We start from the raw sequence: 25,262 nt of genomic DNA on the forward strand, positions 1-25,262 counted from the left end.
AAGGATCTGCTAAAATTATAAAACCATATATGCATATGACTATCGCTGTAATGTGAAGCATGACGAACAACCTCCTTCTTGTGAAGGGGGTTGTTTTAATAAAACTTCCATGCTTCATTATAATATTGCATTAAGATGGGGTCATTGATCGTATTCGGTCTTAGCTTCAGCACGCTTCCATTCTCTTCAATGTACTCATCCTCATCTTCACCAAATGAAAATAACAATGGCAGCACTTCATTATTAAGATATTTTGTATCTACTTCCACTTGTAAATGGTTTATATCCAATGGGTTACGGGTAGCGAGCGTAAAGCCCCAGTTTCCAAACGAAGGAACTTCTACATGATAACTTTGCGCGTGTAAGCCCGCTTCCTTAATCGTCGTATGAATCGTCCAAAACGCCTTCACCGCATGCAGTGGGCTCGTGGATTGGATAGCAGCGGCACCATCTGGAGCCAGGCGTTTTTGTACCATATTGTAAAATTGCAAAGTATACAATTTATTCAACGCTTCACTATTCGGATCAGGCAAGTCGACGATAATCACATCGTACAAACTGCGATCCTGCATCATAAATTGAAATGCATCCTCATGAATGATGCGCAGCTTATCACTTTGCAGCGACCCTTCATGCACCGCAGTTAACAGAGGGTCTTCTTTCGCAAATTGTACAAATTCCTCATCTAAATCCACCATCGTCACTTGTCCCACATCATCATATTTGAGCAGTTCACGCATCACAATGCCATCGCCACCGCCTAAAATTAAAATATGTTGATGCGCTTTAGCTGCACTCATAGCGGGATGCACCAAAGCTTCATGGTAACGATGTTCATCCGATGAAGAAAATTGAATGTTGCCATTCAAATACAGTCTCGTATCTGGCCCTTCTTTCGTCACAACGACGCGCTGATAACTTGTATCGAAAGAACGCACAATTTGATCACGATATAATTTTTGTTCGAATATAGATACGTAGCTTTCTCCAAACCAAAATCCAGCGAATAAAAGTAAAAACAAGGCCATATTTAAACCTTTAAGCCATTTGCTGTTCACCATTTCATTACGGAAAGCATAAATAAGCCAAATGGCCACTGCAATGTTGATCATGCCGATGAGAAAAGCAGTTTTAATAAGACCGAGCCACGGACGAAGTAAAAAAACAAACGCAAGCGCACCAACTAAGCTTCCAGCATAATCAGAAAATAAAACTCTTGCCGTACTCTTGTTTAACTCTACGCCAATTTCACTCGCTCTGCGAATTAAAATCGGTACTTCTAGCCCCGTTAACATGCCAATAATTAAGGTGACCAAATACAAGTAAAATTGTCCTGCTGTAAAATCTCCATAAGCTAAAATAAAAAATAAAACGAAGGATGAACATCCTCCGATTACTCCAATCAACAATTCAATTTGCACAAAGCGACGAATGAGTTGCTTCATCACTTTTTCACTAAGTGCAGAACCAATGCCCATCCCGCTCAAAAACAATCCAATCGTGAGGGCATATTGCTTTACGCTGTCCCCAAGTGTGTACGAGCCAAGTGCTCCAAGCATAACCTGAAAAACGATACCACAAATGGAGACGATACCACTAGCAATATAGATTTTTCTTGTATTCGTCATGATACATCGATCCTCATCCTACCTTCACTAACTGCCAAGGTGAATTTTAATTTCTTTGCTTTTAATCGGGTATCCTTTGCTCACTTCGAGGTCTCCGCCCCACTTCTCCACAGATAAATAACGCTCTTCTTCATCTGCTTCAAATTCCCAGTATTGTACTTGCTGACCTACAACAGCGCCAGCTTGCCCATCGACTTCTACAATTCTAGCCGTTCCTTGCTCCTCCAGATAATACGTATCTCCGTCCATGTCCATTTTATCTGGTACTTTCGTGATTTTCGTTTTCACTTTTTGATACACACCAAGCTCTAATTCATCATCCATCTCGGCAGAGAGCCATATATTTTGCTGGTCTCCTTTGAGTTGATATGCGTACCATTTGTATCCACCGTGATCGTACACGATTTTACCGATGACAACGTAATCTTCTAAATCATATTCAACAATATCATTGACTCTTAGGTGAAATACTTGTTCCTCTACTGGTCTTAGACCTCGACTAGGTTTCGTTTCTTTGTCTTTCTTTTTAAAAAATCTTGAAAAAACCAATATCGATTCCTCCTCTTATTTATGTATCAGCCTTACTTTATTTAAGTAATACTTGCACCGATAACGTACGATACACCGATAGATATAAATAAAGAGATTAACCCTACTGCGGTATTTCCTTTTTCAATTTCTTCATCCACTTTAAATCCTGTCGTTAAAAATTCAAAAATAAAATAAGCTAAAAGTAGTAAAACAAATCCAAAACCGCCCCACACTACTGTTTTTAGTATCGTGTCATTGTGTTCAATAGAAAAGCGGAAGACGTTCGCGATACCAAATATTTTACCGCCAGTAGCCATCGCAACGGCAACATTTCCTTGTCTAATTTGCACCCAATTTTTATATTTCGTTACAATTTCAAAAATCACCAAACTAATCACAATGGCGATGATTGCGATCATAAAATATGCTGCGGTTAACAAAAAATCATTTTCATAAATAAAATCCATATATACCCTCCTCGTATCGTTGCAAAACATTCACTTGTTTAACATGCAGATCGTTTTATTTCCCTACTCCTGGTCCGCCTCCACGCACCGAAGCATTGGATGATCCAAAGCGAATCGTACCAGTATTGCCTACAGTTTTCGTATATTTGCCGTCATTATTTACATAGCCGCCGTATCCACCAGTACCTTTTCTGTTTCTGGCAATGTCGAATAAATCATCCACGATACTAACAAGAAGGTACGTTTCCAACAAAGACATACTAAAATGATTGCGTACAAATTTTTGATCGTATACTTCAATTAACGTATCGGTAGGACTGTTCGCATCAGGCATCAATTGAACAAGTTCTTCATCGTAGACTAGAAACATTCTTTCTTCCTTAAGCGGACTAGTTTGGACAGGATTCTTCCACCCTTGAATTTGGTTAGAAACTTGTTCTACGTCAGTGCCCTGCGCTCGATATACCATCGCCTTCGAGCCGTCGTCCGTTTCTATGTTGTCTTCAAACTCGTATGCATTGTTTAAATACGTATTCAATGCAGAATTTCCACAAGCAGATAATACAAGTGCAAAACAAAGTAGAACGGCTATCATCGCTCCTAATCGTTTTGGAATATGAAACACCACCTTATTGTACATAACTGTTATTTCCCCAGCTTTTTTTATTATAACCTACGATTAGACGTACAGAAAGGTGAGGAATGGACGCCTCACCTTATTTATTATACATGATGTATATGGATGGTATATGCTTATTTAGTATCTTTATTTAACTCTGCTTTCAAAGCTGCCAATTCATCATCCACATCACTGGAGCCTAATGCATCTAATTCATCATCCAAGCTGCGATTGGATTTTTTCAATTCTCCACTTGCTTCTGCTTCCGCTTCCATCTGCATCACTTTGTCGTTCATGCGATCAAAGCCTTTCACTCCTGAACCTTTACCGAATCCTGACATCGTTTGATTGATTTTTTTCTGTGCTTTTGCGGTTTCAGCACGTGCAACGAGCGTGTCTTTTCGGTTTTTCATTTTTTCGAATTCGTCTTTCATCTCTTTCAATTGTGCACGAAGATTATCTGCATTGGACTTTGCATTTTCATATTGCGTACGGAAATCTTCTGCTTTTTGCTCGTGTTCTTTTTTATCTTCCAACGCTCTACGAGCTAAGTCTTCATTTCCAGATGCAAGTGCCTTTTTCGCTTGCTCCATTCGCTTGTCAACCATTTCCTGCGCTTCTTCTGCTTGATGTTTCAATTTTTTCTCTACTGCAATTTGTTTTGCTACCGCAATTTCCGCTTCTGCTATATCATCTTCCATATCTCTAATATATTGACTGACCATTTTTACTGGATCTTCAGCTTTATCAATCACATCGTTAATTGCAGCTGAAGAGATGTCACGAATACGTTTAAAAATTCCCATTCCTTTTTTCCTCCTAATGATAACGTATTTCCAAAATGAAATACTGTTTTGTTATTATGTTATACGACAAACTTTACTTATGGTTTCATAAACTTCCAGCTTATTATCGTTCATGTTGTAATGTACTTATATGGATATAGGATAAGTAGTAAAGGCTGTAAAGATATGAAAATACAGCCCTATATGATGAGGTTATTGAGATTGTTTATCTGTTAATTTCTTTACTAATTGATTCATATCTATACCTGACACATCTTTCACCATTTCTGGAGCTGTGGCCATCAGCTGCGTTACATAATTACTTAAACGCGCTGCTCCTTCTCCATTGCCTGTATCTACTACCGTAATTTTATCTACATTTTGCAACGGAAGCGCAATTTTCTCCGCTAATTCTGGTAACATGCGAACGATAATATCGACGATAGCTGCATCATCAAATTTCTCAAATGCTTCCGCAAGTTTCTCTTTCGCTTCGGCTTCTGCTAAACCTTGCAAGCGAATAACATCAGCTTCTGCCGTACCTTTTGCTCTCTCTGCTTCTGCGATCGCAAGACCGTCCAAACGTTTTTGTTCTGCATTCGCTTTTGCTTCCGCTTCAATTTTATATTGCAACGCATCTGCTTGCGTAAGCTGTCTTGCTTTTTCTGCTTCTGCGGCTTGCACTACTGCATAGCGATCGGCATCTGCTTTTTTCTTTACTTCGGAATCATATTGCTTTTCACGACGAGAAATTTCTTTCTCTTCGATATCAATTTGTTTCTCTTTACGAACAAGTTCTACTTTCATTTGTTCTTCCACCACTTGCTGTTTAGATATCGCTTCTTGCACATGATACGCTTGGTCTGCTTCTGCTTTTGCCATATCTTGATCTTTCTTAAACTCAGCTACTTTCAATTCTTTTTCTTTTGCCGCTTCCGCCACATTTGTATCGCGAAGTAGTTCTGCTTTCATCCCTTCTTCGTCGGCAAGCGCCTTTTTAATTCTAGAATCTCTCACTGCGTTTGCTTCTGCGATATCTGCGTCTCTTTTTACTGCTGCGATTCTTGGTTTTCCTAATGCATCCAAATAACCGTGTTTGTCACGTACATCTTTAATCGTGAAGGATACGATGGATAGACCCATTCGTTTCAAATCTCTTGCAGCTACTTCCTGTACTTCTTGTGCAAATTTGTCACGATTACGATAAATTTCTTCTACCGTCATGGAACCGAGTATCGCACGCAGATGACCTTCTAGTACTTCCTGTGCTTCAAGCACTAATTCGGAAGATTTTTTACCTAAAAATTGCTCAGCAGCCGTCGCAATTTCTTCTACTGCACTACCGATTTTAATAATAGCTACCCCATCTGACATGACAGGTACACCTTGTTCGGTATACACTTCTGGAGTGGAAACGTCCAGTTTGTGAGATAGCAACGATAAAAATTCAGATTGCTGAAAAATAGGTAGAATAAACGCACCGCCACCTCTTACGATCTTAATACTTCTTCCACTTTGATCAGAAATCACATTTTTACTTCCTAACATCGAACCGGTTACAATCATCGCTTCATCTGCACCAACCGTCTTATACCGAGCCCAAAATGCCAATCCTAATATCACTATAATTCCAATAATAACTACCGGTACCCCATACGCGAAAACACCCATTCAAACCACTCCTTATAAATTATGAATAATATGAAACAGTATAAAATAAAAAATTGATTAACAAAAGTACATGATTATAATTCATCTTCTTTCAAAGGAGAGACGTACAGCGCCCCTTCTCTTTCTTCGACAACGACAACCTTTTGTCCTAGTGCAATTTCCTTTTGATCAAAACTTGCTGCAATTTCATATACGTTACCTGTTTTTGATTTGATTTCCACTTGACCAAATCCATCATTCGGCACAGGAATAGATACTTCTCCTAGTTGACCTACTAAATCTTGAATCGAAAACGCTAATGAGTTTTCTGCTTTTGACATCGGTTTAATGTAAAGGATGTAACTCATAACGGAAGCAATAACAGCAATGCAGAGTGAAAGAAGGAAAATGATAGAGGATGATAACGAACTAAATTGATCCAATAGCAAACCACTACCACCAAATGCCGCTAACCCACCTACAATCGTTAGTGGCTGTATGAATGCCAGTTCAAACGATAAAAAATCGAATATACCGTCAAATATACCTCCTACGATATCACCGAAAACAACGGTGACTACTACAAATAGTACACCGAAAATAAAACATCCTAAGTATAATGTAGCCAAGTGCAAATCCTCCTTTCCATTCCAATCACGTGATGGAAGCATTGTTTTATGTTTTATGTTGTTTGCTTCACAATTAATAATACGCAAATAGGAGTGAATGGTTTCATTTTTTTGACAAATAAAACAAAAATGCGATAATTACTCCTGTATAATCAAGATAACGCTAAATAACTTTTGATTACGCTTGATTATACTTTTCTCTATTCATACGAATCAGCATACACTAGCATAGACGTTATGTCTGTACATCACGATCATCATCTATGCATACTACAACTTTGCTGCAACATAACGAAAGTAGATTGCCGTATATCATGGACAATCTACTATATTAACGTTGTCAATATATGATGGGTGAATGACTTCCCCTACTTTATCCTGTATGATCACCAAAAAACATTTCATGTGCAAGCGCAGTCTGTACAGTAGACTCTTCTTCTGTTAATTTGCGGATGAGATCCATCTCTACTTTCGTAACCTCTTCGTTTTCCACTATTTCTGCAATACTTGCGGTAATTTGCACGATAGCGATAGCTTTGTTATTTGGAGTATAAGCAATCACCTTTTGTCCTGTTGGATATACACGAAGTCCTTTTTTTACCATCGCTGTCTTACCGTATTCCAATAATTCATGCAGTTCCTGTTCCGATTTAAATTTACATACACTATTAAATTCAGTTGAAAATCCCATCATCCATTCTCCTTTACACTACGATATATAATTAGAACATAAGCTTTCACCATGATATGACATCATTCAGATAGAGCATATGCTTACTCTAGTTCATATCGAAGCTGATTTTTATGCTTAAATCTTTCTATAGAGAGTGTAATTAACGTATCTAATAGTTTTGTATAACTTACCCCGCTGGCTTGCCATAACATGGGATACATACTATAAGGTGTGAATCCAGGCATCGTATTAATTTCATTAATGTAAACTTTGTCGTTATCACGGCCGATAAAGAAATCTACTCTAGATAAACCACTTCCATCAATGGCTTGAAAGGCTCTAATGGCAAGCTGCTGAATATATTGTACCTGCTCTGAAGGTAGCTCAGCAGGAATGATCATCTCTGTTTTGCCTTCTTTATACTTGGCGTTATAATCATAAAATTCTCCGTCTGAACCTATTTCACCCAGTACAGAAGCCTCTGGATTGTCATTTCCAAGCACACCCACTTCGATTTCTCTACCATCCACAAATTCTTCCACGATCACTTTATGATCAAATTGAAGTGCATAAGACACTGCCTCCATTAATTGTTCCCTTGTCTGTACTTTACTAATGCCCACACTGGAACCTAGGTTTGCTGGTTTAACAAAACATGGATATCCAAGCGTCACTTCAATTTCCATAATGTAGTATTCGGCATTATTTTCCCATTGGTTTCGGTTAAAGTAACGATATAAACTTTGTGGCAACCCAGATTCCGCGAAAATTTTCTTCATCATCACTTTGTCCATCCCTACAGCAGATGCCAACACGCCACACCCTACGTATGGCATTTGCAGCATCTCAAAGAAACCTTGTATCGTACCATCTTCACCGTATGTACCATGCAGCAAAGGGAACATGACATCAATGGACTGATCTTTATCCTTATGTTGGCCCAATAAAGTTGGCAGCGGACTTGCTAAAGATTCCCCTTGTTCTTGTAATAATAACTGTGATTGTTGTTGTAAAGGTGCGGATAATGGGCTGCTGCTAAACCAATGACCTTCTTTATTAATGTAAAATGGAACGACTTCATATCGCTCAAAATCTAATGAGGAAATGACCGAAAATGCTGTCGTTAAGGAGACTTCATGTTCCCCTGATCTTCCACCGTACACAATCCCCACTCTTGTTTTTTTCATGTTCAACCTCCGTCAACTCGTTATGATGTATATACTTATTTCGTTATTTAAAAATAGTCTGCTATATGTACGAAAGCATATGTCGTTCTTTCTGTCCATGCATGACTGTCATGATAGTTCCAATACCGATGCTTACTATCTAAAGTATGTGCGTTCACCAGCGGCATGTGCTGCGCGTCTTTATCTGTCACGATGACACTGTGTTCAAATCTTCCATTGCCATTCCAATCATAAAAAATAACGTCTCCAATATCGAGCATTTCAGGGGCGGAAACTACTTCGCCTTGCAAACCTTGCTTATTATTCGTCAAATATAAATATAAACTATGAGAAACGGTCCAACTAAAACTCCAGGAAGCGCCTTTTCCATATTGCTTATACCACCAACCGCTTGCTCTTTTACCAGTATAATATATTGGGGCTCCGCCTGCATAGAGACATTGTGAAACATAATTGGTACAATCCACATCAAAATGAATGTACTGTTCATTTCCTTTGTTCCACCACTGGTCAGCATAGTTAGCTGCTTTTTGCCGATCGTATGCTACTTTTCTACTTGGCAGTTGACTGTGATCCATACTTCCCTCTTGCACAAGCTCCTCTTGACCTTGCTTCATTGTATGCTCGTTTGCAGGTATGTGCAAATATAATACATCATGTTGTTGCGTTGCTTGATATATAAAAGGACAGCGCTCTATATCGTCCACCACCACACTTTTCATGACAGTAGCAGCGTGTTCCTTTTTCAGTACCATCGTTTCTGTCTCGCTTCCTGCATCAGCAAACATCGTATTACCTTGCGTATACACTAGGTTCCAATTCGTAACTAAGTATATTGTGGTCTCTTCTTTTACCTCTTTTACCTTCGTCACCACCGCATGCATCTGACAGTGTATGGGAGTCACTTTACGTATTTGATATACCTTTCGTATTCGGCTTGTTTTTTGCATCGCTCTATACTTAAATAATTGATCTTTAATCCAGTCCACATCTTTAAAATTACCTATCCTCATGTCACTTTTCAACTGTACATACTGTTTGATCAAAGGATAAACATTCCGCTCCATTTGCATCCTCCACCATGTTTAAAGATTGTATAACTATATGATGAACACCAGCAAAATATGAATCATGCATGGATCTTCGTCAACACATGATAAAAAAACCTTTACCTGACATAGAGAAAACGGTATACTGAAGAAGACGTCATAATATGAAATTGTGTTTCATTATGTGAAACTATAACGAAAATGGAAACAAAATCAAGTTAGGAGGCATACCCATGCATTATAAAGATCATTTTTCAACGCAATCTTCTTTGAACGTTAATGGGAAATCGTATCAATATTTTTCATTAGCTAAATTATCTGAACAACAAAAAAGTGACATTGAAAAATTACCTTTTTCCATTAAAGTGTTATTGGAAGCTGGTTTGCGTCAATTTGATGGAAGAGCAATTACAGAAACGCACTTACAACAACTAACGAATTGGACGACAAATAAAGAAAGAAAAGAAGTGCCTTTTATTCCGGCACGAATCGTATTGCAAGACTTTACAGGTGTTCCCGTTGTCGTTGACTTAGCAGCAATGCGCAACACGATGGAGAAAGCTGGTGGAGATCCACAAAAAATCAATCCACTCGTTCCTGTAGATCTCGTTATTGACCACTCTGTCATGGTCGATGCATTCGGTAATGAAAATGCTTTAGCTACGAATATGAATTTAGAATTTGAAAGAAATGAAGAGCGCTATCGCTTTTTACGTTGGGCACAAACAGCGTTCGATAACTTCCGTGCAGTCCCTCCTGCAACAGGCATTGTTCACCAAGTTAATTTAGAATACTTAGCTTCTGTTGCCGCAACGAAAGACATTGACGGTGAAACTTACGTCTACCCTGATTCCTTAGTAGGAACGGACTCTCATACGACCATGATCAACGGCCTTGGTGTTGCGGGCTGGGGTGTTGGTGGTATTGAGGCGGAAGCAGGCATGTTAGGTCAACCGCTATATTTTGTTACACCTGAAGTGATCGGTTTTAAATTAACTGGAAGCTTGCCAGAAGGTGCAACAGCTACGGATTTAGCGCTTACTGTCACACAAATGCTTCGTAAAAAAGGTGTAGTTGGGAAATTTGTAGAGTTCTACGGTTCAGGCTTAAGTAACATCTCTCTTGCAGATAGAGCTACCGTCGCAAATATGGCTCCAGAATATGGCGCTACGATGGGATTCTTCCCTGTCGACGATGAAACACTGAATTACTTGCGTGGTACGAACCGCAGTGAAGAGCAAATTGCACTCATTCAATCGTACTATACAGCCCAAGGCATGTATCGTACAGATGATACACCTGACCCTGTTTTCTCTGACAGTATTGAATTGGATCTCGGTTCTGTTGTTCCAAGTTTGGCAGGTCCTAAGCGTCCACAAGATCGCATTGAATTATCTCAAATGCAAGAAGCATTCCAAAATATCACCAGCACGCCAATTGATAAAGGTGGATACGGACTGTCAGCAGAAAAAATGAAAGAAAAAGTAAGTATCGATTATGATGGGGAAAAATCAGCATTAGAAACGGGTGCTGTCGTTATTGCTGCCATCACAAGTTGTACGAATACATCCAACCCTAGCGTGATGCTTGGAGCAGGATTAGTAGCTAAAAAAGCGGTGGAAAAAGGCTTGGTTAAACCTGCGTATGTCAAGAGCAGTTTAACTCCAGGTTCCCTAGTCGTAACGGAATACTTGAAAAAAGCTGGTTTATTGGAATCCCTTGAACAATTAGGTTTCCACGTTGCTGGGTATGGCTGCGCAACTTGTATCGGAAACAGCGGACCACTTCCTGACGAAGTGAGCAAAGCAATTGCAGACCATGATATGACTGTCGTTTCTGTGCTCAGTGGTAACCGTAACTTTGAAGGCCGTGTTCACGCACAGGTAAAAGCTAACTACCTTGCTTCTCCACCACTCGTTGTGGCTTATGCATTAGCGGGAAATGTGAACATCGACTTACAAAACGATCCAATCGGATACGATCAACAAAACAAACCGGTGTATTTAAAAGATATTTGGCCAACCAACGAAGAAGTAAAAACAGCGGTAGCTGAAGCGATGAGCCCTGCGTTGTTTGCAGATAAATATAAAAATGTATTTACTGCAAATGAAAGATGGAACGAGATCCCTGTCGCCGAAGGAAAACTATATGAGTGGGATGACAAATCTACTTATATTCAAAATCCTCCATTCTTCGAAGGATTGAGCCCTGAAATAGAAGATATTAAAGAAATAAAAGGTGCAAAAACATTAGCATTGCTAGGAGATTCCGTTACTACGGATCACATTTCACCTGCGGGCAACATCGCAACAGACAGTCCTGCTGGCACGTATTTAACAGGAAATGGCGTAGAGCGTAAAAACTTTAACTCCTATGGTTCCCGTCGTGGTAATCATGAAGTGATGATGCGTGGAACGTTTGCCAATATCCGCATTAGAAATCAGATGGCTCCTGGTACAGAAGGTGGATTCACGACTTATCTTCCAACAGATGAAGTGATGCCAATCTATGATGCTTCGATGAAATACCAAGAAAGCGGCACACCGCTTGTCGTCATTGCTGGTAAAGAATACGGTACAGGAAGCTCCCGTGACTGGGCTGCAAAAGGAACGGATTTACTTGGGGTAAAAGCAGTTATTGCAGAAAGTTTCGAACGTATTCACCGCAGTAACCTTGTAGGTATGGGTGTGTTACCACTTCAATTCGCAGAAGGTCATAGCTGGAAAACACTGAACATTACAGGGAAAGAAACGTTCTCTATTCTTGGATTAGATAATGAGATCAAACCAGGACAAACGGTGAAAGTGGAAGCTACCAGAGAAGATGGTACTACGTTTGATTTCGATGCTATTTTACGTCTAGATAGTTTAGTAGATATTGATTACTATCGTAATGGTGGTATTTTACAAACAGTGTTGCGTCAAATGATGAAGGATACACCATCAGGTTAATCCTATGTAATGTATATAGTATGGCAAAAGCCTTATTTCCCAACCTCTAAAGGGTATTAGTGGAACTAAGGCTTTTTTCTTTATCATACCTTTACGCCTGGCTACTGAGGCGTAAACTTGTATTTCAATATTTCTTTATCTTATAGATAAGTTGAATGAACTTGTTCAACTTATTACCTCTGCTCATAAGATGAAGAAATCTCTTTATCTTATATAGTTTTTATAACATCTTTTTCATTTGTACCGTTACTGTTTTTAATGCTTGACGCAACTGCTCTACTTCTTTTTTCAAAGATTGTATTTCTATATCTCTATTCATGAGTAACAAATCCATATCCTCTCTCATCTGTTGTACCTTTCTTCTTTGTTGTTGCTGCTCTGTATAGTGATCTCCATTCAATAGCACCATCACTTGATTGCTTCCTGTTCGTGCTACAACACGATAACCAAAGGATGCTTTCGTAGCCATGCCCTCATCATTAGGTAAACAATACCCATCGACAAGGCAGCTACCATCATCTCTAACACGAACTTGACCTACTAATCCTACAGCAGCCCACTCCGCCCGCTCATTCCGCGGAGTATATGAAAACGACGAATTATAATTTGGGTTAACTTTTAAAATTTTCCGGTTTTTTTGCTGTTGCCATGAGGGCACTTCTTCATATATACGTCTTCCCCATTCATCCATCATGTATTGCTCATGCCAATGCAATGATGCATTACCACCTAACAATCCAGGAGTCGCACTTGTAATACCTAATATATATGAATCCTTGCTCGTTGCTTTGCGTATCTTATTCCCTTTTAGCGTCACAAAAAAACCAACATCAATGCCTTGCTCATCCATACTCTCAAACATTTCTGCAAAATCACAAGCATTACAATTACTGTTCATGGAAACAGTTCCCATAAAACATGCATCGCCTAAGTTAGCCCCATTTGTTGTTCCACTAATAAAGGCTGCTAATCCATTACCGGTTACACCAAATGCCCCAGCAGCCAAGTGCCAGGAATTTTCGAACTTAGCAGCTCCACTGTTACCCATAATATGCGCACTAACTAATGTTGCTCCAACGCTAGTAGCTACTCCTTGCGCATGCGAGCCACTAGCACCAGCAACTGTCATTACACCTTCGGCATGGGCAGCAACACCAGTAGCAGTCGTTGCACACCCCTCTGCATGACTATCGTCTCCGACTGCATTCGTATTTGCACCTTCTGCATGCGCTCCTTCTCCCACAGCCATCGTATTTACACCTTCTGTATGTGCACCAGCCCCTGTACAAACTGTGCATTGACCTTCCGCATGAGAACCGATATTGGTGGCAGTACATATAAATCCCTCTGCATGTGCAGCTAAAGAGGTGGCTTGTGAACTTACTCCTTCTGCATGCGAAGAAGTCCCACTCGCAACACTTTGATTCCCTTCGGCGTGTGCATGATCTGCACTTGCTGTCGTAGAAATTCCTTCGGCGTGCGCATTCTCTCCAATCGCCTGCGTTAACGTTCCCTCTGCGTGCGCACATCTGCCTTGTGCAAAGGTAGCTTCTCCTTCCGCATGACTATTGTTCCCATTTGCGGTTGTTTGACTTCCTTCCGCATGGGAAGCCTCTCCTATCGCATTTCCCTCAAATCCTTCCGCATGAGAACGATCACCCATGGCTATAGATAATACACCTTCGGCATGAGTACTTTCTCCCATAGAAAATGTACATAATCCTTCCGCATGAGAAGTGACAGCAGTAGCAATGGAAAACATTCCTTCGCTATGAGAAAAAGCACCACTTGCCATCGTAGAGCTACCTTCGGCATGGGCAGCATCAGAACAAGCTATCGTTGCATCCCCTTCCGCATGCGCAACAACACCCGAGGCAATCGACGCACCCTCCGCATGACTATTTGCTCCTGAGGCATTCGATATCCCTTCAGCATGACTATTTACTCCTGTGGCATTCGACAATCCTTCGGCATGACTATTCATACCTGATGCTACTGCTGTTCCTTCTGCATGGCTATTTTGAGCCATGGCAAGAGACATCCACCCTTCGGCATGAGAGCCATTACCACTAGCTTGTGTCATGTTGCCTTCTGCGTGGGCACTTACTCCACTTGCTGATGTATCCGTTCCTTCTGCATGTCCCTGTGGAGCAGTTGCCATTGATCTCAACCCTTCGACATGCGCTTGTTCAGCAAGTGCCATCGTGTCATTTCCTTCGGCATGCGTATTGCTTGCAGCAGCAACAGCTTGAATGCCCTCAGCATGTCCATTCACCCCACAACATATGGACAGATTTCCTTCAGCATGAGAACATATATCAGATGCAAACGTGCTACATCCCTCTGCGTGAGCGTTATCCCCTTCTGCAATGGTTAAAATTCCTTCCGCATGACAATTAGCACCGATTGCCTTGGTGCTATTCCCTTCTGCGTGTGAACACAACCCTTCAGCTAAAGTGCTACATCCTTCACTATGTGCCGCAACCCCATTAGATGTATTATTTAATCCCTCAGCATGAGAAGCCTGCCCATTTGCAAATGTGTTTTGTCCCGTGGCATCAGAGCAAATTCCTACAGCATTCCTATTACAAATCATCTATACCACCTCAAAGTTTAATATCCTGCATCATACTCTCAAGCGAAAAAATTGGTATAGACACCTATCACTGCCATACATATAAAAGCTCATCAGCATCCCACTAAATTTTTATTAACTCCATATTCATACAAGCAATACTTGACCCCACTTCATACGATATAGAACATAAATAAATTATTGCTTTACGCTGCACATCCAAGAGACAATAATTTTATTTATGTCATACGAGGAGTTAATGAACGTTATCACCTACCTTGGCATCAGCATATGGGAAAACAACCTCCTTCGACCTCCCATCATGCGATCCTATTGTAGCTGCTCACTTCATGCATGCAACATCCTATCAATATGAAATCGGTGAGTGTTTACTCCTTCTTCCATTCTTAGTATAAAGAGTAGCCTATCGTGAAAGGCTACTCTCTACATATGTATGACATCATCATGACTTAGGTCGGGCAGAATCATATCTACCTTTATTTCAAGCCCAGACTCATCTTTAAATGACGTTTTATACTAGGCCATTCTTCGCGTAAGATACTGTAATATACGGTATCTCTTATATGGCCATCACATAGAATACGATCTTGGCGTAACGTCCCCTCTTGCTTCGCTCCAATGCGCTCTATAGCACGCTGTGATCGTTTATTTCTTGTATCTGTTTTGAGCTGCACTCTTGCCGCTTCCCACAGTTCAAAACAATACGACAACAATACATATTTACATTCACTATTGATCCTCGTCTTCCATACGTCACGAGCAAGCCAAGTCCATCCTATTTCTATTTTGCGATGAGCAGGTTGAATATCCAGCAAACTAGTACTCCCTACGATATTGTTATGGGTGTCCAGTATAACGAAAGGGTGTTGCATACCTTTCTTCTGTTCATTTAACACATATTCCATCCAACATTTCATATCCTCCTTATGCTTCACACGCATCGGCGTATACTGCCATATCTCCTCTGTACTGATAGCATATAAGGCATCTAAATCTGTTGGCTGCATCGTTCGTAGCATCACCGTTTGTCCTCGTAATTCACTGATGTTTACTCCCATTTCTTTCCCTCCTTATACTTACATCGTAAAAAGAAAATGGGTATAATAAAAGTACCATTAATAGTTTGTTTTATGAGACCAATTTTACAGGAGTAAACATTATGCCTCTTTTCATTCCTTTAGAAGCGTATAAAAAAAGATATACGTATAAATACAAAGCGTTGTATCATGCGCTGCACGATGCCATAACCTCTGGCCACATCCCGAATCACACGAAGCTGCCTTCAACTAGAGCGCTAGCAAAGCAATACCAACTTTCTAGAGGTATCGTGAATCAAGTATATGAAATGCTAACTGCTGAAGGATATATTTTTTCGGAAGTAGGAAAAGGAAGTTATGTTACCTTTACTGCTTTGACGTCCCCTGTAGAATGTACGGAAAAAAAGCCAGACATTCCGCTCTCCAAGTGGGGCCAACAACTTTCAAAGTTTGACCATACGCTAGTTCATACGTTAGTGGATGCTAAGGAGAATACATTGCATTTTCATGTTGGAACGCCAGATCAAAGACATTTTCCGAAAGCATTGTGGAGTAGAAGCTTATATCAAAGTGTCAGAGAAACAATAGATCATCCGCATTACGATCTATATGATACACAAGGAAACCTAGCACTGCGAGAAGCAATCTGTCAGCATGTTCGCCACCACCGCGGCATTCATTGCACACCGGAAGAGATTGTACTGGTCAACGGTTCTATGCAAGCGATTGCCATTTTGGCTCAGCTCCTTTTAGATGCTGAAGATCATGTCATGATAGAAAACCCATGTTACAGTGGCATTTTAAATGCGATTGCGACCACAGGAGCATCGCCCATTCCACTACCTGTGGATCAAGATGGAGTCGTGTTTGAACCGCATCCTAGTAAAATGCTATTTACAACACCGAGTCGGCAATACCCTACAGGATCGGTACTTAGCCTCAAGCGTAGACAACACATGCTACATTGGGCAAACGAGCAACATGCATATATTGTAGAGGATGATTATGATAGTGAGTTTCGATACAAAGGTAAACCGATAGAGCCGCTAAAAGTATTGGATCAAGAACAGCGTGTCATTTATATCGGCACCTTTACAAAGACAATGATGACGGCCCTAAGGATCGGTTACGTCATTCTTCCTCCCTCACTGGTGCAGGCGTTTATTACAGGAAAAAAACTGTTTGAACCCCATCCGAGTAACGGATTGGAACAAAGAGCATTAGCACATTTTATGAAAACAGGTCATTACGATCGGCATATCAGAAAAATGACGAGAGTTTACAAAAGTAAACAAACGTACTTTTTTCATTTATTATCAACATACTGTCGTACTTGGTTCTCATTTCATGCTTCAGATAGTGGACTACACGTATTTGCGGAATGGAAAGGAAGCGAAGAAGCATATGAAAAAGCCAAAACATATAGTCTACAGCAAGGTATAAGCTGGACAGATTGTACATCGTATTATTACCATCATCCAGTACCAAGCGCATGTTTTGGCTTTTCTCATTTAGATCTGGAGCATATGGAGAAACACGTGAAGCGTTTAAGCAACACACTTGCGAAAGCAACGCGTTAAATGGTATTTGCATACTACCCTAACGTAGCATTTTACCCATTCTAGCGGCTGCTTCCATCATTTGCGGGGCATGTTCTTGCATTTTCTCTAAAGTCAATCGATTAGATGGACCTGATACAGAGAGCACAACTGCTAGCTTTTCAGACTGATCGAATATGGGCACAGCTACTGCGGCAGCTCCCTGCTCCCTCTCTTCAATACTCGTTGCATAACCGTCCTGTCTGATTTGCTTTAGCTGTATTAAGTACTTTTCTTTATCTGAAGACTTCGGAAAGTTTATACTGGAAAGCAATGATATTTGTGCTTCGTCATCTGCGTATGCAACTAATATTTTACTAGAAGCGCCTACATATAATGGTAGTCTCGCCCCAATTGGCGCTACTCTACGAATGGCTTGTTTACTCTGCACGGCTTGAATACGAACCCTTTCATTGCCGTCTCTAATATATAAACTAATCGTCTCCCCTAGCAAATCACCTAACTTCTCCATCTCTGGAAGCAGGATCGTAGCAGGATCATCCACCTGAGGCAAATGTGTAGAAAGTTCCCATATACGAAAACCTAATGTATATTTATCTGTTTCTGCACTACGAACAACAAACCCTTTTTCTTCTAAAGAAGCAAGTAATCGATGAACGGTGCTTTTATGTAGGGAAGTTAGCATCGTAATATCCGTTAAACTTAGTGAAGGTTTCTGTGTAAAACATAATAATACATCTAATGCTCGATCTACTGCACGTACGGTAGATTTTTTATCTTCCAAACCACTCACCTCACAGTCAGTTTCGTATAATGAAACTAAGTTTCTTATTTATATAGTATAGCGGATTCTATCTTAAATGAAAAGGCAAATGTTTTGACCGTTCATTGCAATACAGTGTTCCTTAATCATAAACAAGGGTGCTGTGGAATATAAGTAAATGAGGAGCTATATTCACAAAGGGAGACTGAAGGGGTTGGTATTTTGTTAATTGTGTACGGAAGGCAAATGCCTCTTCGCATTTTAGAACAAGTACGTTTTTGGAAAATGATGGAGAAAGAACATACCATTTTAATTCGACAAGCCTGTCCAACATTAGAACCAGAATATGAAAAATTGTTAAGTGATTGGGAAGTTGTATTTGCCAAAACGGAATCTACCGCACATCAAGCGATTCAGCATCATTTATATAGATCTCATCCTACAATGGAAACTTCTAAGCCCTTACAACATTTTGTACATCAAGCAAATACACATTCCTATGAATTTATTCAACATTTAACAAAGCTAATGGACAAAAGCCGTGGGATAAAATCACAGCAACATACAACGCCTATTCTCAACCATATTATTCAACAATCACAATATTATATTTATGTCATGGAACAAGTAGGGAAAGTGGATGATGTCGAATCATTAAACCATGAAGCGACTGTCAATCCTAATCCTAACCATCTTCACCTATCTAACATTCCACATCAGCCTACACCAGAGAACGAAAACGAAGCATTTACTTCTCCTATAACGAATGAAAGTTTATGGACATCGTATATGTTTGACCATCGTAATGAAGCTGTGGGCATTGGCCAGCACACACTACCACCTTTACCATATGCTTACGATGCACTTGAGCCTTATATTGATGAGGAAATTATGCGCCTTCATCACGATATTCACCATAGGGCGTATGTCGAAGGTTTAAATACAGCAGAAAAAATGATGGAGCAAGCTCGTATCACAGGAGATTACGATCTAATTCAACATTGGGAAAGACAGGCTGCATTTCATGGTGCAGGACATTACTTGCACACCATCTTTTGGAATATTATGTCCCCTGATGGTGGAGGAGAGCCTACACAAGCGATAGGTAAACAAATTGAAAAAGACTTTGGGTCATTCGAGGCTTTTCAAACGCATTTTAGTGAAGCAGCGAAAAAGGTAGAAGGAAGTGGATGGGCGATTCTCGTTTGGAGTCCACGCAGTAGAAGACTAGAGATACTGCAAGCAGAAAAACATCAAAATTTAACGCAGTGGGATGTCATCCCTCTTCTCGTGCTGGATGTATGGGAACATGCATATTACTTACAATACCAAGCGGATCGTGGCTCCTATGTGGATGCTTGGTGGAACATCGTCAATTGGAGTCATGTCAATGAGCGATTTACAAAAGCAAGCACATTAAAATGGCAACCATATTAATGTGCTTGTACGTTTATTCTTTTATTGTTTAACTTTTACTCTTTAATCAAAGACATAAATTCTGAACGAAGAGCTGAACTTGTACCAAATTGGCCTCTTACAGCAGAAGTTATCGTTTTGCTGTTAGGCTTCTTTACCCCTCTTGCACACATGCATAAGTGTTGTCCATCCACTACAACCATCACCCCGTGTGGAGAAAGTACTTCATCGATAATATTCGCTATTTGTGAAGTAATACGCTCCTGCACTTGCAAGCGTCTAGTTACCGCCTCCACCAATCTAGCAAACTTACTCAATCCCGCAATCTTACCACTGGGAATATATCCAATATGAACATTACCGAAGAAAGGAGCCATATGATGTTCGCATTGGCTGTAATAAACAATATCTTTCACGATCACTAACTCCTCATGCTGCTCATCAAATACTGTACCTAATGCATCGCGAGGATCTACTTCATATCCTGCAAAAATCTCCTGGTACATTTTAGCTACACGAGTAGGCGTTTCTAGCAATCCTTCTCTTTCTACATCTTCCCCAACTAACTTCAAGATTTCTTTTATATGAAATTCAAGCTTTTCTTTATTTTGCTCAGCCATAGTATTATGATAATCTTTCAAACCAGCCATGTCTCCATACCTCCTAAAAAGATGAATGTTTTCGATTTATTTATACATCATGCTACAAATAGTTTCATCATGTCAATCTTGTAGATAAGTAGAATGAACTTATCCAATCCACTTATTACCACTAAACATTAAGATGGCAGAGTACACCCTACCTATCTAACTCATATAGTTTATCAAAAATGAACATGAATGGACATAGTATATTTTTCATTCACACTTTGAAATCAATTATTGGAAAATTAAGTTCAATATCTAATTATGATATATAAAGTAATAACTTGTTAATAAAATATTGACAACCTGACTTTTTTACTATATTTTAAAATTACTCCAGCATACCTAACATGATATTTTTAATGCCACTATGAAAGGAGCGTGATGAAATAGTTTGATGCAGCTTTTTAAAATTATTTTCAGTTTTTTCAGTATTTTCAGTCTATTATTTTCATAACGTTTACTCATCATTTCGTAGAAAGTAGAACTTATCTAGCATGTTGATGTCATTTTTATTTAAATCTATATTTGAAAACGCTTTCAAAAAATGTAATTTTTCATCCATCTTTTTATGTGTTAATTTGACCATTTTGATTATACGGTCAGAACGTCAATACGCTTAAGGTTTATTCGTCATTTTTTTGATTTTAAGTTCGTTTTTTCATTTTTTCAAAAATACGTTTATCAAAACAGGAGGGTTTATATTGAAAAAAATTACTCTACTTATTTTAAGTCTATTTATGTTTACGCTCACTTTTGACTTTGTAAGTGCTACGCCTGCTGAGGGAGTACAACTAGAACCTATGAAAATGGAACAAGATGTTGCTCCATTATTGGAACTAGATAACGATGTGGAAATCTTTCAACTAGAACAAGGGGCACAAAATAATAGAACCATGACCCCTTCTTTTCGAATTAGTGCAGAAGGAGAAAGGAAAAATGATTATCCTATTATCCTTGTACACGGATTAATGGGATTTGGTAGAGAGGAAGCAGCTGGCCTTCTATACTGGGGGGGATTTCGCGATATTGAAGCGTATTTAAGTAACAGTGGTTACCGTGCATTAACAGCTAGTATCGGTGCTGTTTCTAGCAATTGGGATCGCGCATGTGAATTGTACGCTCAGATCAAAGGGGGAACCGTCGACTACGGTGAAGCACATTCCAAATTACATGGACATGATCGATACGGCATCACTTACGAAGGGCTTTACCCAGAATGGGGAGAAATCAATCCAGAGACAGGGGAAGTCAATAAAGTTCATCTTATCGGACATTCTATGGGTGGACAAACGATTCGCGTATTAACGGAGCTTTTATCTGATGGGCATCCAGAGGAAGCAAGTTTGACTTCCGCTGACAGCATATCTCCTTTGTTTACAGGAGGTAAATCATGGGTACACAGTGCAACGAGTATATCTACACCACATGATGGTACATCATTGCTTCATATTTTAGATGATAAAGTGCCTTTTACTAGACAATTGATTACGTTATTAGCAGCATTTAATGGTGTTATCGATAATGATCTATACGATTTCCAGCTTGAACAATGGGGACTAGCACGAGGAAATGGTGAAGAACTCTCCTCTTATTTTGATCGTGTCATGAATAGTCATATTTGGGATACAAGTGATATTAGTAAGTATGATTTAAGTCCGGAAGGTGCAAAACAATTAAATAGTTGGGTAGAAGCACAGCCTGATGTCTACTATTTCTCTGTTGCCAATGAACAAACGTATTCTGGTTTTTTCACAGGACATCATTACCCAGAACTGTTCATGAATCCATTGTTTGCACCTACAAGTTATTTGATGGGTAAATATACGCACAACGGAAGTGTCAATATTGATCAAAGCTGGTGGGAAAATGATGGGCTAGTGAGCACCGTATCCATGGATAAACCAAGTTTCGGATCTAGTGATGCTGCTGTATTTTACAATGGAAAGGCGCAAATAGGAAAGTGGAACTATTTAGGAGTGTTAAGTCAGGTAGATCATACGGACATCGTAGGCATTGGAGGATATGACATGAGACCATGGTACAGAGGTTTAGCTAGTTTACTAGGTTCATTAGATACATTAGATAAAAAAACGGAGTAAACAATGTAATCAAACATAAACGTCAATTCCATCGTTAACCCCGATAAAAGAAAAAATCATCCATATCACATTATATCATAGAAAAAAGAGAGGGAAGTGACAATGATCACTCCCCTCTTGTATTAAAACTTTTTATTTTTCATCATTTGTTGCATCTTGTTCATTTGTTGCTTGTTTAAGTTATATCCCATTTGTTTTGCCATTTTTTGCATCATTGCAGGGTCATTTTGCATCTTCGTCATTTGCTGACGTAAATAAAATACACCTATCACAAACCCTAGAATCAAACCGACAATTAAAGTAAGAATCGGTATAATAATATTCCACATTTTCCTTTTCACCCCTAATTAATTTATCCGTCCCTTATGATAGCATGACCACCATCATGATTCAATCCTATTATGATTTTCCTCAGCTGTGGATAGTATGTTTTGTAAAGCTTTGTGTATGGCGTCCAAAACGACTTCACTTTCTTCTTTTTCCGATGCTTGATGAAGTACACTTTCTGCTTCTGCACCACCTATTTGTCCTAATGACCAGGCAGCACTCTCTCTCATCACTTCTCTCTCATCACGAAGGAGTATGGGCATGAGATCAGGCAAAGCGGACTGGTCTTTAAAGTGCCCTAGCGCAATAATCGCATTACGTTGAATCGGCTTCTTCCCTCTCCATGCAGCAGCAGTGTGTCCAAACTTTTGCTTAAACTGTTTGTTGCTCATAGAAAGCAATGGCTTTAGCAACGGCTTGGCCAATTCAGGTTCAGGAAGTAATTCTTCTTGGTGTGTAAAATGTTTTCCTTTATTTATAGGACAAACGATTTGACATGTATCACAACCGTAAAGTCGATTTCCAATTTTTTTCTTATAAAAATCATCGATAACGTCCTTTGTCTGGGTTAAAAATGAAATACAGCGCTGGGCGTTTAATTGTCCCGGTCCTACAAGCGCATCGGTCGGACAAGCTTCAATGCACTTATTACAGCTCCCGCATTGTTCCGTCATTGGAACATCGGGTGGAAAAGGTATGTTCGTTATCATTTCACCTAAGTAAATCCATGACCCAAATTCAGGTGAGATGATGGAGCAATTTTTCCCGCTCCAACCTATCCCAGCTCTCTCTGCCACAGAGCGATCTACGAGTGCTCCTGTATCCACCATTAACTCTGTTTTCACATCACTCACTTCTTGTTCTAAGACGGATTGAAGTGCTACGAGCCTTTTTTTCAATACATGGTGATAGTCTTGTCCCCAAGCAGAGCGTGCAATCATACCTCTGTAATGATCTTTTTCTGATTTAGGAGCAGGAGATAGTTTAGAAGGATACGCAATTGCAATAGAAATAATCGACTGTGCTTCTCCTAACGATTGACTGGGATCTACCCGTTTATCCAGATCCTGTTCTTCGAAACCTGATTCATATCCCTTCTGCCTATGCTGCACTAATATGTCTTTCAGTCCTTGGAATGGACGTGCAGATGTAAACCCAATTTTATCTATGCCTAACGAAGACGCTTGTCGTTTTAATTTTTCTTTTAACTCCATCCAGTCATCACGTGATGCTGCTGCCATTTGTATGGTCAATCTCTATCACCTACAATCCTCCTATTTGACTCCATGGCCATACTATCCAATCTGCACGGCCCACAATCAAATCTTCATGAATCGTACCAAATATTCTGCTATCTGTACTTCCCCCAGCATAACGGTTATCTCCCATGACAAAATAATGATCGCTTGCTACTTCCGTCTGCTTCTGATCCATACTTTGAATGTTTGTCGCGGTGTAAGGCTCTTCAAGCGCCACTCCGTTGACAATTAACCTGCCCTTTTTTATTTCAACGATGTCACCTGGTTCTGCAACGACGCGTTTCACCAAGTATTTCTCCTTCACATCGTCTAAAGGATGCTTAAACACGATGACATCTCCTTGTTTCGGATCAGCAAATTGATACATGAATTTATTAATAAACAATCTTTGATTATGCTCCAGTGTAGGATTCATAGAACTGCCTTGTACGATCGATAATTGAAACACAAACTGATGTATCAAAATAGAGCAAATGAGGACGGTAGCAGCCCACTTGATCCACCCCCATAATGTATGAAGGTTTTTGCGGTTATTTACATTCATCTTACCCTTTACATCCAATTGACTATTCATATACTCCTCCATCTCACTGTATTCAATCATTCATATTATATCATGAGTGCATGAAAGCACGCGAAATACGTGCTGTGAATATGAAAGAGGTTGGTGCTAAGCAGTATTAAGCATAAGAAAATCCCGAAACGTATAGTTTGTCTCGGGAATGTTATGTTATTTCTATCCTTGTTTTATTTCATTCATTGTATCTGTATTTTAAACTTTTTAATTTAAACAGTGTTTAGTGTTATCCTGTTAAAATGCTCAATTTTTTTTCACTACAAGGTGTATTTGTCGTTACAAAACCTAAAGATTTACATAAAAATTGTAATTGATGATTGTATTCATCTACCGTTACCAGCACTCTTTTCACTTGATGTTGTGCAAAACACTGGTTCATCGCTTCAATTAACCTAACCTCACAATTTTTATGTAAACAGTTAGATTGAACAATAACTCTGTAAAAATAACCTTCTTCATGATCAATCGTACCAATAATCGTACCTACGATCTCATCATCTAAAACAGCAACCAAAACAAGTTCGGAGTCCCAGTTCAATTGATGTGCAAATGCTCTTCTCGTTTCATCATAACAACGTTCACTTAATTCTGTCTGCAACAACTGAGATATTGCAACGTAATCACTTAATTGAAAAGTACGTATATACATATATTCTCTCCCTAACCGAAGTTTTGTTCTTATCTGATGTCTATCATGCTATTTTTGAATACAATGCGAAAATACGTTTCTATTAATAAATATGCAAATATATTAATATTTATATCAAGTGTGGATGTCTACTGCTTAGGACTACTTTCTTATAATACGACATT

General features: G+C 39.5%; 22 protein-coding genes. 4 read left to right on the forward strand and 18 right to left on the reverse strand.

Annotated elements, in window-relative coordinates:
- Positions 1 to 95: 95 nt before the first annotated feature.
- The 10 genes from D1Z92_RS08065 to D1Z92_RS08110 all read right to left on the reverse strand — a co-directional run bounded on the left by D1Z92_RS08065 (position 96) and on the right by D1Z92_RS08110 (position 9,236).
- Positions 96 to 1,628 carry a polyamine aminopropyltransferase gene (locus tag D1Z92_RS08065; protein ID WP_128895161.1) on the reverse strand — a complete coding sequence of 511 codons (1,533 nt, stop codon included), beginning with the start codon at positions 1,626 to 1,628 and terminating at the stop codon, positions 96 to 98.
- A gap of 27 nt (positions 1,629 to 1,655) precedes the next feature.
- On the reverse strand, positions 1,656 to 2,177 hold the full coding sequence (locus D1Z92_RS08070) for a DUF4178 domain-containing protein (RefSeq protein ID WP_240666620.1): 522 nt from the start codon (positions 2,175 to 2,177) through the stop codon (positions 1,656 to 1,658).
- A 41-nt stretch (positions 2,178 to 2,218) separates the two neighbouring features.
- Positions 2,219 to 2,626: a DUF350 domain-containing protein gene (locus tag D1Z92_RS08075; protein ID WP_128895163.1), complete on the reverse strand. Its 408-nt coding sequence runs from the start codon at positions 2,624 to 2,626 to the stop codon at positions 2,219 to 2,221.
- 55 nt (positions 2,627 to 2,681) lie between these two features.
- Positions 2,682 to 3,266 (reverse strand): DUF4247 domain-containing protein, encoded by a 585-nt coding sequence (locus D1Z92_RS08080; protein WP_128895164.1) that lies wholly within the window; start codon positions 3,264 to 3,266, stop codon positions 2,682 to 2,684.
- A 113-nt stretch (positions 3,267 to 3,379) separates the two neighbouring features.
- The gene (locus D1Z92_RS08085) at positions 3,380 to 4,051 is read right to left on the reverse strand and encodes a PspA/IM30 family protein (RefSeq protein ID WP_128895165.1); all 672 of its coding nucleotides are present in this window, start codon (positions 4,049 to 4,051) and stop codon (positions 3,380 to 3,382) included.
- 192 nt (positions 4,052 to 4,243) lie between these two features.
- Positions 4,244 to 5,701, reverse strand: coding sequence for a flotillin lipid rafts scaffold protein FloT (gene floT, locus D1Z92_RS08090; RefSeq protein ID WP_128895166.1), 1,458 nt, complete (start codon positions 5,699 to 5,701; stop codon positions 4,244 to 4,246).
- A gap of 74 nt (positions 5,702 to 5,775) precedes the next feature.
- Positions 5,776 to 6,309: an NfeD family membrane protein gene (locus D1Z92_RS08095; protein WP_128895167.1), complete on the reverse strand. Its 534-nt coding sequence runs from the start codon at positions 6,307 to 6,309 to the stop codon at positions 5,776 to 5,778.
- A 373-nt stretch (positions 6,310 to 6,682) separates the two neighbouring features.
- Complete coding sequence (locus tag D1Z92_RS08100; protein ID WP_128895168.1) at positions 6,683 to 7,000, reverse strand: hypothetical protein; 318 nt, start codon at positions 6,998 to 7,000, stop codon at positions 6,683 to 6,685.
- 83 nt (positions 7,001 to 7,083) lie between these two features.
- Positions 7,084 to 8,169 (reverse strand): D-alanine--D-alanine ligase, encoded by a 1,086-nt coding sequence (locus D1Z92_RS08105; protein WP_128895169.1) that lies wholly within the window; start codon positions 8,167 to 8,169, stop codon positions 7,084 to 7,086.
- A gap of 47 nt (positions 8,170 to 8,216) precedes the next feature.
- Positions 8,217 to 9,236: an amidase domain-containing protein gene (locus D1Z92_RS08110; RefSeq protein ID WP_240666621.1), complete on the reverse strand. Its 1,020-nt coding sequence runs from the start codon at positions 9,234 to 9,236 to the stop codon at positions 8,217 to 8,219.
- A gap of 215 nt (positions 9,237 to 9,451) precedes the next feature.
- Here D1Z92_RS08110 and acnA point away from each other — a divergent pair, with 215 nt between their 5' ends.
- Complete coding sequence (acnA, locus tag D1Z92_RS08115; RefSeq protein ID WP_128895170.1) at positions 9,452 to 12,169, forward strand: aconitate hydratase AcnA; 2,718 nt, start codon at positions 9,452 to 9,454, stop codon at positions 12,167 to 12,169.
- A gap of 220 nt (positions 12,170 to 12,389) precedes the next feature.
- Here acnA and D1Z92_RS08120 read toward each other — a convergent pair whose 3' ends face one another.
- Both D1Z92_RS08120 and D1Z92_RS08125 read right to left on the reverse strand, forming a co-directional pair.
- Positions 12,390 to 14,765: a peptidase G2 autoproteolytic cleavage domain-containing protein gene (locus D1Z92_RS08120; RefSeq protein ID WP_128895171.1), complete on the reverse strand. Its 2,376-nt coding sequence runs from the start codon at positions 14,763 to 14,765 to the stop codon at positions 12,390 to 12,392.
- 476 nt (positions 14,766 to 15,241) lie between these two features.
- A complete protein-coding gene (locus D1Z92_RS08125) occupies positions 15,242 to 15,823 on the reverse strand; it encodes a GNAT family N-acetyltransferase (protein ID WP_128895172.1) in 582 nt (193 codons plus the stop codon).
- Between the two features lie 101 nt (positions 15,824 to 15,924).
- On the opposite strand from D1Z92_RS08125, the gene pdxR reads away from it, so the two are divergent.
- Positions 15,925 to 17,382, forward strand: a complete 1,458-nt coding sequence (pdxR, locus tag D1Z92_RS08130; RefSeq protein WP_128895173.1) for a MocR-like pyridoxine biosynthesis transcription factor PdxR — start codon at positions 15,925 to 15,927, stop codon at positions 17,380 to 17,382.
- A 19-nt stretch (positions 17,383 to 17,401) separates the two neighbouring features.
- Here pdxR and D1Z92_RS08135 read toward each other — a convergent pair whose 3' ends face one another.
- Positions 17,402 to 18,145, reverse strand: a complete 744-nt coding sequence (locus D1Z92_RS08135; protein ID WP_128895174.1) for an IclR family transcriptional regulator — start codon at positions 18,143 to 18,145, stop codon at positions 17,402 to 17,404.
- A 210-nt stretch (positions 18,146 to 18,355) separates the two neighbouring features.
- On the opposite strand from D1Z92_RS08135, the gene D1Z92_RS08140 reads away from it, so the two are divergent.
- On the forward strand, positions 18,356 to 19,561 hold the full coding sequence (locus tag D1Z92_RS08140; protein WP_306438813.1) for a Fe-Mn family superoxide dismutase: 1,206 nt from the start codon (positions 18,356 to 18,358) through the stop codon (positions 19,559 to 19,561).
- A 35-nt stretch (positions 19,562 to 19,596) separates the two neighbouring features.
- Here D1Z92_RS08140 and folE read toward each other — a convergent pair whose 3' ends face one another.
- On the reverse strand, positions 19,597 to 20,190 hold the full coding sequence (folE, locus tag D1Z92_RS08145) for a GTP cyclohydrolase I FolE (RefSeq protein ID WP_128895175.1): 594 nt from the start codon (positions 20,188 to 20,190) through the stop codon (positions 19,597 to 19,599).
- Between the two features lie 698 nt (positions 20,191 to 20,888).
- On the opposite strand from folE, the gene D1Z92_RS08150 reads away from it, so the two are divergent.
- Positions 20,889 to 22,286 carry an esterase/lipase family protein gene (locus D1Z92_RS08150; RefSeq protein ID WP_206099726.1) on the forward strand — a complete coding sequence of 466 codons (1,398 nt, stop codon included), beginning with the start codon at positions 20,889 to 20,891 and terminating at the stop codon, positions 22,284 to 22,286.
- Between the two features lie 122 nt (positions 22,287 to 22,408).
- Here the strand turns inward: D1Z92_RS08150 and D1Z92_RS08155 are convergent, their stop codons facing one another.
- The 4 genes from D1Z92_RS08155 to D1Z92_RS08170 form a co-directional block, all read right to left on the reverse strand.
- Positions 22,409 to 22,615 carry a YneF family protein gene (locus D1Z92_RS08155; protein ID WP_128895176.1) on the reverse strand — a complete coding sequence of 69 codons (207 nt, stop codon included), beginning with the start codon at positions 22,613 to 22,615 and terminating at the stop codon, positions 22,409 to 22,411.
- Between the two features lie 54 nt (positions 22,616 to 22,669).
- Positions 22,670 to 23,854: a tRNA epoxyqueuosine(34) reductase QueG gene (gene queG / locus D1Z92_RS08160; protein ID WP_128895270.1), complete on the reverse strand. Its 1,185-nt coding sequence runs from the start codon at positions 23,852 to 23,854 to the stop codon at positions 22,670 to 22,672.
- 22 nt (positions 23,855 to 23,876) lie between these two features.
- Positions 23,877 to 24,446 carry a signal peptidase I gene (gene lepB, locus D1Z92_RS08165; protein WP_128895177.1) on the reverse strand — a complete coding sequence of 190 codons (570 nt, stop codon included), beginning with the start codon at positions 24,444 to 24,446 and terminating at the stop codon, positions 23,877 to 23,879.
- 229 nt (positions 24,447 to 24,675) lie between these two features.
- Positions 24,676 to 25,098, reverse strand: coding sequence for a GNAT family N-acetyltransferase (locus D1Z92_RS08170; protein WP_128895178.1), 423 nt, complete (start codon positions 25,096 to 25,098; stop codon positions 24,676 to 24,678).
- Between the last annotated feature and the right edge of the window lie 164 nt (positions 25,099 to 25,262).

The sequence above is a fragment of the Longirhabdus pacifica genome (assembly GCF_004115085.1).
In the GTDB taxonomy this organism is placed as follows: domain Bacteria; phylum Bacillota; class Bacilli; order Paenibacillales; family DSM-105158; genus Longirhabdus; species Longirhabdus pacifica.